The 12,291-nt window shown below is 42.8% G+C and carries 9 protein-coding genes and 1 pseudogene; 8 read left to right on the top strand and 2 right to left on the bottom strand.

From position 1 onward, the window contains the following. The first annotated feature begins 217 nt into the window (after positions 1 to 217). Positions 218 to 1,423 carry an MFS transporter gene (locus ACR1R9_RS09930; protein ID WP_433921189.1) on the top strand — a complete coding sequence of 402 codons (1,206 nt, stop codon included), beginning with the start codon at positions 218 to 220 and terminating at the stop codon, positions 1,421 to 1,423. 245 nt (positions 1,424 to 1,668) lie between these two features. Here the strand turns inward: ACR1R9_RS09930 and ACR1R9_RS09935 are convergent, their stop codons facing one another. After that, positions 1,669 to 2,412 carry an HAD-IA family hydrolase gene (locus ACR1R9_RS09935; RefSeq protein WP_433921188.1) on the bottom strand — a complete coding sequence of 248 codons (744 nt, stop codon included), beginning with the start codon at positions 2,410 to 2,412 and terminating at the stop codon, positions 1,669 to 1,671. A 175-nt stretch (positions 2,413 to 2,587) separates the two neighbouring features. Here ACR1R9_RS09935 and ACR1R9_RS09940 point away from each other — a divergent pair, with 175 nt between their 5' ends. Beyond that, positions 2,588 to 3,076 (top strand): NUDIX hydrolase, encoded by a 489-nt coding sequence (locus ACR1R9_RS09940; RefSeq protein ID WP_099858902.1) that lies wholly within the window; start codon positions 2,588 to 2,590, stop codon positions 3,074 to 3,076. A 187-nt stretch (positions 3,077 to 3,263) separates the two neighbouring features. Here ACR1R9_RS09940 and ACR1R9_RS09945 read toward each other — a convergent pair whose 3' ends face one another. Continuing rightward, a complete protein-coding gene (locus tag ACR1R9_RS09945; RefSeq protein ID WP_433921187.1) occupies positions 3,264 to 4,370 on the bottom strand; it encodes an FAD-dependent monooxygenase in 1,107 nt (368 codons plus the stop codon). A 120-nt stretch (positions 4,371 to 4,490) separates the two neighbouring features. Between ACR1R9_RS09945 and ACR1R9_RS09950 the strand changes: the two are divergent. The 6 genes and pseudogenes from ACR1R9_RS09950 to ACR1R9_RS09975 all read left to right on the top strand — a co-directional run. Beyond that, positions 4,491 to 4,915 (top strand): annotated as a pseudogene (locus ACR1R9_RS09950) (family 16 glycosylhydrolase); the annotation flags it as partial. A 272-nt stretch (positions 4,916 to 5,187) separates the two neighbouring features. After that, entirely contained in the window at positions 5,188 to 7,176 is a 1,989-nt protein-coding gene (locus ACR1R9_RS09955; protein WP_315792539.1) for a Na+/H+ antiporter, read from the top strand. Positions 7,177 to 7,424: 248 nt separating this feature from the next. Continuing rightward, the gene (locus ACR1R9_RS09960) at positions 7,425 to 8,117 is read left to right on the top strand and encodes a FadR/GntR family transcriptional regulator (protein ID WP_076291392.1); all 693 of its coding nucleotides are present in this window, start codon (positions 7,425 to 7,427) and stop codon (positions 8,115 to 8,117) included. Beyond that, a complete protein-coding gene (locus ACR1R9_RS09965) occupies positions 8,114 to 9,322 on the top strand; it encodes a CynX/NimT family MFS transporter (RefSeq protein WP_433921186.1) in 1,209 nt (402 codons plus the stop codon). Before ACR1R9_RS09960 ends, ACR1R9_RS09965 begins: the two co-directional genes overlap by 4 nt. Positions 9,323 to 10,265: 943 nt before the next feature. Then, positions 10,266 to 10,964, top strand: a complete 699-nt coding sequence (locus ACR1R9_RS09970; RefSeq protein ID WP_433923739.1) for a response regulator transcription factor — start codon at positions 10,266 to 10,268, stop codon at positions 10,962 to 10,964. After that, a complete protein-coding gene (locus ACR1R9_RS09975; RefSeq protein ID WP_433921184.1) occupies positions 10,939 to 12,243 on the top strand; it encodes a sensor histidine kinase in 1,305 nt (434 codons plus the stop codon). The genes ACR1R9_RS09970 and ACR1R9_RS09975 overlap by 26 nt, the downstream gene beginning before the upstream one ends. The last annotated feature ends 48 nt before the right edge of the window (positions 12,244 to 12,291 follow it).

Here is a 12,291-nt window from a genome sequence, read left to right on the forward strand (position 1 = left end):
ACCTATTAAATTTAAGAAAGTATATATTGACAGGGAAAAAAATGTGTATTACATTTAATCCCGTACTTTTTAAACATTTATCTTTAAAAAGTAATTTGGAATGAAAATAGGTATTATATGTTAGTTATTCTTCACTTCGCAATGGCTCAGAACAACGTCTGCAGAAGATACATAGTAAGCGTACATATTCAATATTTGATTTTGGGAGGACAATTAGATGGCTTTATTATTCAAAAATCGGGGCGCTCTGCTGCTTCTGATGTTTAACCTATTTTTAGTCTTTGCTGGCATTGGTCTGGTTATACCAGTGATACCGCAATATATTACTATTTTAGAAATTAACGGAACGATTGCTGGCATGCTTACTGCTTCCTTCGCATTTACACAGTTGGTTTTCTCACCACTGGCGGGACGATTATCCGATTCCTTAGGACGCAAGCGAATGATTGTCTCCGGAATGCTAGTTTTCGCCTGTGCCGAGGTGATATTCGGGTTAGCTGACTCAGCTCTGCTACTTTTTGTTTCTCGGATGATGGGTGGCGTTAGCGGAGCACTCATCATGCCAACGGTTATGGCTTATGTGGCAGATGTAACCTCTGAGGAAGATCGAGCCAAGGGAATGGGATTCATTAACGCTTCGATCTCGACAGGCTACATCATTGGCCCTGGCATCGGGGGATATATTGCCGAATTCGGTATCCGCGTTCCGTTCTATGCTGCGGGGGTCGCTGGTCTGATCGCTGCGATCCTCACTATGATTGTCCTGCCGGAATCACTGTCGTCTATTGTAAGGGGGGATAAGAATAGATTGGCTAATCTGGAACCCAAAAGAAGTCTAATTCAGCAGTTGCGTTCTACTTACCGCGAGCCTTATTTTATCAGCTTAATTATTGTGTTCGTCATGTCCTTTGGACTTGCCAACTATGAAGCGGTATACGGTCTGTTCGTTGACCATAAGTTTGGCTTCACACCAAAGGATATTGCCTTCATTTTCACATTCGGCTCCATTGGAGGCGCGTTAGTTCAGTTAACCATTTTCGGCTGGATTATAAGCCGTTATGGTGAGAAAGCAGTCATTACAGTTTGCCTGCTACTTGCCGGGATATTTGTCCTGTTGACGTTATTTGTTCACCAATACTGGCTGATCTTCGCCGTCACCTTTGTTGTATTCTTGTCCATCGATATTTTGCGCCCAGCCATCAGCACTCAAATGTCCATGGTCGCAAAAGAACATCAAGGATATTTGGCTGGACTTAACTCCGCTTTTACCAGCCTTGGCAATATCATTGGGCCGGTAGTAGCTGGACTGATGTTTGATATCAATGTTAACTACCCTTATGTGGTTGCCGGAATCATTCTGATTCTTTGCTTCGGGCTTACACTACGCACAGGAATCAAGCGCGTACAGCGTGCACGAACTTAATGAATTGAGCGGGCTGTGGAGGATGGTCCAGAGATTAAAATTCGAACATAAGGTTCGTTTAGTTGTAAGCAGGGAAACGATAGCTCAATATAACCACAAAAAGCATCCGATCAATGTGATCGAATGCTTTTTGTTTAACTAACTCATATAGTTATCGGACAGAGGGGCAGTGCAAATTGTCTTATGAAATCGCTTCAGTTCCACCTGTAATAATTAATCTAATCCTAGACATTAAACAAATTATCTCAGATCCCTTTTTGAATTTTAATGATTTTAATCAAATCGTCTAGAGAATCTAAATGATAATTAAATCTATCATTGGGCTCTGGGGCCCCGGCATATTTACGGGGGATATATGCCGTTTGGAATCCATGTGAGGCTGCTGCTCGTAAATCCCAAGGATGCGCTGCAACAAAAAGCGTTTTTCTTGGTGTTAAATTAAATGTGTTAATCGCAAATTCATAGGCCTCAGATGCTGGTTTATAAGTTCTTATCAATTGGGTTGACAAAATCCCATGCCAACGTAAGTTACCCCAATAGTTGAAGTTTGAAGCGTTATCCAAACCTGAGTTTGTTAATCCAATCGTTCTTACTAAATGAGTGAGTTCTGTTAACTGGCGAGGAACTTCTGGCCATGGTTCATAATAATTTCCTATATTAAGCAGATGTTCAAAATCTGATGTATCCAATGATATATTATTGACTTGAAGTACGTTAGTAAGAGAACGAAGAGAAATTTCAGATTTAGATATAAATGACTTTTTGTTCACTGCAATATCGTGTAGGTTCAGTTCATTTTGCTTATTCCAATCATCAGCAACCGTTTGGGCTTTATTATGTTCAATTCCGTAATGACTTAAAATTCTCACAACCTCACGATTTATGGTGCCATCTTCGTCGACTAAGGTCCCTAGAATATCAAAAACTAAAGTTTCAATCTCCACACATTGATGTTGCTCGGGAAATAAGTTTAACATATCATTTTTCACATGTAGACCTCCCTTTCATTGATATAGTACATTTTTACAATATATATTAAGAAGGTCAACACCAATTGGTAATTAAGCTAAATTTGAATCAATTTCAAGCATGTTCACAAAAGCAGGATAATTTAGGAATCATGTGGAATAAGTATACAACTTTACCGAATTTGGAGGTCGTGAAATGGCGTTTCCGACACATATTGTCTCATCTGGTGGAATTGTAGAAGATGGAAAAGGAAATATCCTATTAGTAAAAGCCCATGACGATGGTTGGGTGTATCCTGGTGGTATAACTGAAGTTGGAGAAAATCTGATTGATGGCGTGATTCGTGAAATTAAAGAGGAAAGTGGAATAGATGCCGAGGTTAACCATTTAATTAATGTTGTTTCGAATACAGCGGTACATAAATGGTATGACGGTGTAACTGATGTTCCTACGAAAGTGATGTTTGATTTCGTGTGCAAGGCTGTAGGTGGAGAGTTAGCAACTTCTGATGAAACGAGTGAATGTAGGTGGGTTCCCAAGGAAAATGTTCTGGATTGGATCACATTACCTGCCATCCGTATGCGTTATGAAGCTTATTTGAACTTTAACGGTTCTGTGAATTATATCGAATACGTCACGGGAACAATGTCAGAATGTGATATCAAGCTTCAAAGGCGTGTTTAAAGTGTACGAAGGATCAAACAAGAACATAGCTCCAACCCAAGTCGCTACAATAGCGGCTTTTTTATTGTTGGACCAAGTTCTTGCTCCAAACTGAGGACAAGAACTTGATCTGATCATTAAACTCAACAAATACTCACTGAATAAATAACATCAAATGATATCCTCTCAATATCCTACAGAGCGGTCCCTAGATGTCCTTGATGGATGCTGTTTGCGAAATTCTTTCGCGAATGTCTTCTTCAGTTCGTGGGACAAGAAAATCTACCATCAATTCCGCGTTTGCTTGCACTTCCTCGATGAAAGGACGGAAACTCTGATTATATTCTTGGAACGCAAGTTCATAGTTCCCATGGTTTTTATGGAAAGCATCAGCCAAGGCTGCCGCTCCATCGATTGCGAGTGATCCACCCATGCCAGCAGCCGGAGAGGCGCAGTATCCAGCATCACCGACTAGCGCTACCCTGCCTTTTGTCCACGAGGGCATTTTCATTTGGCACAGTTTGTCAAAGTAAAAAGTTTTGGAGTTCTTCACTTCTTCCAGCAATTCTGGCGTTCGCCAGCCTAGTCCGGAAAATTGATTCAAAATGATATCCCGCTGCTGTTCCTCGTTTCGGTAGTCGTAGGGGAGCTCCTTCTCCGAAGAAAAGCAGAGCACGATATCGGTTTTATTGTTATAAGAGTTCAGCATGACCGCCTTGCCCGGCTCGTTGTACATTTGTGTCGTATTCTCCCGGATCAACAACTTATCCACGATCGTGATAGAGAAATACGTTTTAAGAAAATGCGAAAATTTCGCTTCCTCGCCGAACCATAATTTTCTGACGACCGAATGAATACCATCACAGCCGAACACCAGGTCATAAGAGCGTTTTTGTCCTCCTTTGAAAGCTACCTCAACGCCATTAACTTCTTCCTTCAAAGACGTAATGCTATCCCCGAAAATAAACTCAACGTCATCTTGGACAGCCTCGAACATGATATCCAGCAATACATCTCGCTCAATTTCATATTCATCTTCTGCAAGCTGCTCACGGATTTCGACTCTTTCAGTGACATCATCGGAATTTTTGAATTCCATTAATTCCATGTCTATTTTATTCGACTGGATTTGGTCTAGAAGCCCCATACGTTTTGCAATGTCGGCGGTATTTTCGCGGATATTTACAGGTGTGCCACCTTTTTTAAGACCTTCAGCAATCTCAACAACGGTCACGTTGTAGCCAAACTGCTTCATCCAGTAGGCTGTTGAGATGCCGGCGAAACTCGCCCCGCTAACTAGAATATTTTTTATCATATTCGTTCCTCCCATGATCCATAATAGTTCTAATGATGTTGTATAGAATAAAATAGCTTTGTGAACTGAATATGAATGGCTCGTGCAGAGCAGTCGTTGATATTTTCCTCAAGAAAAGCCAAGTTTGATTGTGGGGAGTATGGCTCCACTAATAATTATGGATATGGGTTGTATGAAGTAAGCATGAAGCCTGCCAAAAATACAGGCATCGTATCATCCTTTTTCACCTACACAGGACCTGCTCATGGCACGCAATGGGATGAGATTGATATTGAATTCTTAGGAAAAGACACGACCAAAGTACAGTTTAATTATTTTACGAATGGGGTCGGTGGTCATGAGAAGGTTATTAACCTTGGCTTTGATGCATCACAGGGATTCCATACCTATGCTTTCGACTGGCAACCAGCAATATCCCCATAACTCCCGGTAAAATTATGATGAACATATGGAATGGGACCGGGATTGATAGTTGGTTAGGTGCTTATAACGGTGCCAATCCATTGTACGCTGAATATGATTGGGTTAAATATACGAGTAATTAGTTATGCAGAAGCAGCCGCTCAGCGGCTGCTTTTGTTTTTTCAAGAGCACGAGGTACCTCCTGAAAAGAAATTTTCGAGTAGAAGATGTTAATGAAATTATCGGCAATTCCGATAAAAATAGCTGAGGGATTATGGAAGAATGCTCTGGGCAGCCTAGGGGCAAGCGATTCATATACAGTTCATAAACGCAATTTACAATAAGATAAATTCTTGTTAGTAACGTGTTTTACGAAAAGCTGCTTATTACAGATAAATATGGAGGTAAGATTCGTTTGGAATTGTTTGAATTTATTTTATTGATGCTGGTGGCGGTCTCTTTATCCAATTTAGTAAACCGGTTTATACCTTCGATCTCCGTGCCTATTATTCAAATCGTGCTGGGGATGTTGATTACTTTGCTGCCCTTGCACTATGAACTGAAATTAAATCCGGAGCTGTTTTTACTTCTATTCATTGCCCCGTTACTGTTCAATGATGGCAGACATGCGGATAAAGAAGCACTATGGAAGCTAAAGAAACCGATCCTTTTGCTTGCACTGGGTCTGGTATTTGTAACAGTAGCTGTGATGGGATATTTCCTGAATTGGTTACTTCCGGTCATCCCGCTGGCGGCAGCCTTCGCATTGGCAGCAGCACTGGCACCTACCGACGCTGTGGCCGTAGGCGCACTGGAGCAGAAAGTGAAGATCCCCCATCAGACAATGCAAATTCTTGAGGGAGAGTCTTTGATAAACGACGCATCAGGGCTGGTCTCCTTTCAGTTTGCCGTAGCCGCAATGGTCACAGGTGTATTCTCTTTCAAAACGGCCAGTATCAGCTTTATTGCGATTTCACTTGGCGGTGTGGTGTTGGGTCTGCTGCTCACCTTAGTAAAATATGGTGTGGTGAAGTGGTTGCGCAAACTGGGAATGGAGAATGTCACGCTTCATATGCTGATTGAGATCCTGACTCCATTTTTAATTTTCATGGCTGCTGAGGAATTGGGGGTCAATGGTATCCTGGCTGTTGTCGCCGCAGGAATTGCCCATTCTTTCGGTTACAAGAAAATGAACCCTGAAGTAGCCAAGCTAAGTGTTGTATCCAAAAGCACCTGGTCAGTTATTATTTTTGTATTAAACGGACTCGTTTTCCTCTTGCTTGGAACACAGCTTCCTGATATTATCCAGACAATTTGGAGTAACCCCGAAATAGGTAATTTTAAAATCATTATGTACACACTATTATTGACTTTGGCTGTACTCGGACTGCGTCTCATCTGGGCAATGCTGATGGATATTTTCGAAGGGACCAAACCGCGTGATCCTTGGGCGCTGAGGTTGAAGAAGGCGCTTATCCTCAGTCTTTCGGGAGTTCGGGGAACGATTACACTGGCGAGTACCTTGTCACTGCCGTTTTTACTTAATGATGGCACTGCATTTCCAGCCAGAGATCTGATCATTTTCCTCGCAGCTGGAGTTATCCTGTGGACACTTCTGGCATCCAACTATCTGTTGCCGCTTTTATTGGGTAAAGAAACACAAACGGAGCAGGAAGAGGACGAAATTCAGGCGAAAATTGAGATTCTGAGGAATGTGGTTACCGGATTAAATGAACTGATCACGGACCAGAATCGTCTTGCGACCGCCCAAATCATCAATACGTATACTTCCAGAATACGAACACTCAAGAAAGATGAGAAGAAGGATAAGGCACAGCGATCCTTGGGTTTGTCCGTATTGAAATGGGAAAGAGAAAATACGCTGCATGCGCTTGAAAAGAAAGAAGTGAATCCATACACAGCGTACCGTTATCTTAACCGAATTAACAAACTGTTGTTTATGCACACAAGAGATGCCCGTTATAAAAAAGAGTTTTTCCCCGTTAAGCATTGGGACGAAGTGTTCGGGATGCTGCAGCAAGTCCGGTTAAGCTTCCGTGAAAGAAGGGCTGAATTGAATAGTCTTAGAATTAAAAATATTACTTATGTCATTAAGCAGCTAAATGTTCAACTCGCAGAAGGCGAGCAAGATATGGAGATGGTCAGCTCGCTAATTCTGCAGTATGAACGAATGTTGCTGGGTCTGACCAGAAATGAAAAGGAAACCGGCACCCGAAAAGAGTTTGGCATATCGCTGCAGGAGCTGGCCCGAGTCGGAATTCAGCTGGAGAGAGACAACATCCAGTCCATGTTCGAGACAGGCAGGATTTCAAGACAGGGCGTGAAGGAGATGAAACGAGATATTCTATTCATGGAGCATGATTTGCGAGAAGAGACAAGCTGAGAGGTACCGTTCGATGTTTTTGTCAAAAACCTAGGGGGAATGCAAAGATCTCTTCCGAAAGCGCATTGAAGAAAACCGCTATTTTAGCGGTTTTTTTGTTTTTATGGAACTATAGAACTTTGTCCTTGACCTGAATACTCATAGGCTGTTTTTAGGCAAGGAGTTGCCTAGAGGATATAAGTGTGTTAAAGTACCTATTAACCAAACATCCTACGTTTGAAAAAAATAGATGAAATGAGGGCTTACGTATGCTTCAGAAAACAAATCGGCTGACACTGGTCGAGCAAGTCGCATTGCAAATGGAAAGACAGATCGAATCTGGCAAGTGGGCTGTCGGGACTCGTATTCCTGCTGAACCAGAATTGATGGTCGAGTTGAATGTTAGCCGTAATACATTGAGGGAAGCCATTCGGGCGTTGGTCCACGCAGGACTCTTGAAGACAAAACAAGGGGACGGGACGTATGTCTGCTCTTCGAGCGTGCTGGGCGTTGTGCTACATAAACGAATCATGCGCTCCGATACAATGCAGACATTGGAAGTCCGGCATGCGCTCGAGCGCGAGGGAGCCCATCTTGCCGCACAGCGCAGAACGGACGACGAGGCGCGCGAACTTCTTCTCCAATTGGAACGCTGGGAGGCGGCGGCAGCACGCGGTGACATGGATGGAATTGTAACAGAGGATATCCGTCTACACCAAGGCATCATCGCGGCGTCTCATAATGAAATCTTAATCGAATTATACAACCATATCGCGGACGCATCACAAGATACCATTATCAGCTTGACTCGTTATGAAATCGGCGCGAGTTTCAAGGAGATGCACCGGCATCTGGTTGAAGCGATAGTTGATCAAGATGCCGAACGTGCCGTGGCAGCGGTTCACCGTCATATTGCGGAATCGAAAGCTGTTTTTGAGGTCAAAGGAGATGAGCAGCCATGAGCGTACTAAGCGATACAAAGTCAACGATTGGGAAGAAACCGTTGTCGTTGGCTTGGCCAATCATCCTCGGCATCGTTCTGATTGCAATGATTATGCGGTCGCCTTTAACATCGGTAGGCCCATTGATCGGCTCGATTCGCGAATCCCTCGAACTGTCAAATGCTACAGCAGGTCTGCTCACTACGCTGCCGTTGCTTGCTTTCGCGCTGCTTTCGCCGTTCGCCCCCTTTCTGGCACGCCGTCTTGGGGTGGAACGAACTCTTCTTTATGCTTTGATTTTACTCATGGTAGGTATCGCGATCCGTTCGTTGGCCGCAACAGCTTCTTTGTTTGCAGGAACTGCTTTGATTGGGTTGGCGATTGCGGTGTGCAACGTACTCATACCAAGTCTGGTTAAACGTAATTTTGCTCATCAAGTCGGTCTCATGACCGGTGTGTACTCGGTGTCGATGAATTTATCCGGTGCGATTGCATCCGGTGTCAGTGTTCCGGTCGCCCGTGATCTCGGTTTCGGCTGGAATGGTGCGCTCGGCATTTGGGGCGTACTCGTTCTTTTGGCTGCATTGTTCTGGTTGCCTCAAGCTCGGGCGAGTAGGGGGGCTGCCGTATCGGCAACAAGTGGTGCGCTCAAGCGTCGAAGTCTGTGGCGTTCGCCTCTAGCATGGATGGTTACGTTTTTTATGGGGATACAGTCTCTCCTTTTCTATGTTTTGGTCGCTTGGTTGCCAGAAATCATGACAAGCCGGGGATTGAGTGAAGACAGCGCCGGTTGGATGTTATCGATGTTTCAAACTGCTGCGCTGCCTGTAGCGTTCATCGTGCCGATTGTTGCGGGACGCATGAAGAACCAACGTTTACTGGTCATCATCATGACTATTCTGTTGTTTGTTTCATTGGGAGGTCTTTACTTTGGGGGAAATGCGCTCATTTCGTTATGGACAGTTCTACTCGGAATTGGTGGGGGATGTGCGTTCAGCTTGGCCATGATCTTTTTAAGTTTGCGGACGAAAGATGCCCACGATACAGTTTCTTTGTCCGGCATGTCGCAATCCGTAGGATATTTGCTGGCAGCAACTGGACCGATCTTGTTTGGTTTGCTTCATGACATCACGGCAAGCTGGAACCCCCCGCTATTGCTTCTGCTTGGCGTTAGCGCTTTGCTGCTCCTGTTTGGTTTGGGCGCATCCAGCAATCGCACGGTATAAGGTTTAAGGAAAGAAGAATAAGCAAAGCTTGCGAAACGCGTCGAATGGTTTCGCACAGTCAGAATAAGATTTGTAGCATCAATTCCTATCAGGTAGGGCGTGAGCAGATAACGGAATAGCACCTATGTATGGAAGTATTTTGATATATCAATTGCGAAATTGATTGGCTATAATGCAAAAGGTATAAAAGGAGATACGATTAAAAAATACAAAAATGAGGAATGTAAGTGGTTCACTTTTTATGGACGATGTATCTTGGATTGCTGGGAACATCATCTCTAGCATTTTTATTAAAAGGAAAGTATAGATCAAAACTTAGCAAAATTGATTTCGTCGTTTCTGTCATTACATGGATCGGGTTGTTAGGGTTCGTTACGGATACGACTATTCTAACTCCTGCTTTTTGGAGAATTGTTACTGTCGCAGCTATTCTGTGGGATATATCATTTACGATGCTCCTAAAGGACTATGAAGGTCAAGAAATACTGGAGGACTTACCGATTGTGGTGAGAAGAGTTTGGATGTTAGTAACATTAGTTATCATGATCGGACCTCTTTACTATGGGCTTTTCAGATATTCTTTTTCATGAATAATGCCGATAACCTTAGGAATCATATGTATTGAAAGAATCCGTGTAAACATAATAAGAATGTAAAACCAGTGGGATTTTAATTTTCACTGGTTTTTTATTTATCCTCGAATGCAGTTTGAGAAATTACAAAGGAGTCATAGAGTTTTTCAAGTGCAAGTCTCAATCACTTCCTGACGATGTATAAAAACTTCATAAATTCCTTCGTTTTTATAACAGAGATTTTTCATTTAGATTGTGTATGCTGGTCTTAAGGAAACGAAATGGAAAAATGTATTCGCATTACGTAACTGGTGCGTCTGCACAAAGTATTGTAGAGTTGTAGGAGCAATTACGCGATGAAGGTGAGAAATATGGAGATCAATAATATTCTTGTTGTAGACGATGAACCGGAAATTCGAGAAGCTCTCGTGATTTACTTAAAAAGCAATGATGTAGATGTATTTACGGCCTCTAACGGATTGGAGGCACTGGAGATCCTTGAACAAGAAACGATTCATCTTATTATCATGGACCTCATGATGCCGCAGCTTGATGGGATCAAGACGACATTTAAAATTCGTGAAGATAAAAATATACCGATCATTATGCTTTCCGCCAAATCGGAGGATAGTGACAAGATTTTGGGACTTAATGTTGGAGCAGATGACTATATAACAAAACCATTTAATCCCTTGGAACTGGTCGCTAGAGTACGATCTCAGCTACGCCGGTTTACGAATTTAGGTTCCTTTCACTCCATCGGGGAAGAAATCATTCAAGTAAAAGGACTCATGTTGAACAAAAGCTCGAAAACTGTTGAAGTGGATGGAGAGGACGTTAGACTGACTGCGAAGGAATACAAAATTTTGGAGCTGTTAATGGAGAACAAGGGCAGAGTTTTCTCCATTGAAGAAATTTATGAACGCGTGTGGAATGAGCCGGTTTTTGCTTCAGAGAATACGGTTGCCGTACATGTGAGAAATATTCGTGAAAAAATTGAGATCAATCCTAAAGACCCAAAATATTTGAAGGTGGTATGGGGAATTGGATACAAAATCGAGAAAAAGTAAAGCAGATCGGAAGATTGGAATCGACCCTCTTGTCCTCATCATCGCAGTTATTTTAGGGATCTTCTTACTTATTAACGAGTATTCATACTTGGGGGTGGGTCTGAGATTTTCAACTTCCCGTTTTATTTTGGAACTGCTTTCCATTGTTATCTTGGGTTTGTTGGTAGCCAGACTGTTTCGTTATTTTAAGGCGCCTCATAATAAACGTACCTTCTGGGATGGCAGTGTGTTGCTAGATTACTTTTATATTTGGAGGACCGGCTTTAGAGCCAGTCTGCAAAACGGGAGACTAACGTTTGGCCTCATTATTATGTTTCTGCTGACCGCCTTAGCCGGCATTTGTTTTTGGGAGGCAGTCACATATTACGGAGAGGGATGGCTCATCCTTTATTTGTTGCTATTTGTGCTGTTTGTGGTTCCTTATATGCTCTCCAAGCTTAGACGTTTCATCGCCATCATCAATGGAAGTAAAAAGATTGCCGAAGGGAATATTCAGAGTTCAATTCAAGATGCTGCCGGAAACGATTCCCTATCTGAACTTGCTGGCTATATTAACAATATGAAAGCCGGGTACCAAAGCGCATTGGAACATCAAATGAAAAGCGAGCGGTTAAAAACGGAACTGATAACCAACGTATCGCATGATTTGAAGACTCCGCTTACTTCGATTATCAACTATGTCGATTTATTAAAAAAAGAAAATCATTCTTCGGAAACTAGCCGAGCTTATATTGAAACGCTGGAGCGCAAGTCGCTTCGACTGAAACTGTTAATTGAAGACCTGTTCGATATCTCTAAGATGGCCAGCGGTTCAATAGAGCTGGATATGGAGTACGTCGATGTGGCAACATTATTGACACAAGCGATAGCGGAATCCAACACTCATATGGGACAGGAGTCGCTCGAAATGCGGGAGAGGATTGCCAAGTTCCCGATCCATGCGTATTTGGATGGTAATAAAATATGGCGTGTATTTGAAAATCTAATTAACAACGCGCAGAAATATTCGCTTCCAGGAACTCGCATCTATATTTACTTGGACGAGACGGATGCTCTGGTAAGATTCAAAATTCAAAACACCTCTGCCTATGAGATTGATTTTGATGCGGAAGAATTGTTTGAACGTTTCAAAAGAGCAGACGAATCCCGCCAGACAGAGGGCTCGGGCCTAGGTCTAGCTATTGTGAAAAGCATCGTTGAGTTGCATGGAGGGCAGATCAAAGTCGAGATTCACGGCGATCAATTCAACGTTATTGTGCATTTACCCAAGAAGCGCTGAATGAAATATAAGATCATCAACAGGGTACATATGTTGGTGATCTTTTTT

The sequence above is a fragment of the Paenibacillus taichungensis genome (assembly GCF_050994985.1).
In the GTDB taxonomy this organism is placed as follows: domain Bacteria; phylum Bacillota; class Bacilli; order Paenibacillales; family Paenibacillaceae; genus Paenibacillus; species Paenibacillus taichungensis.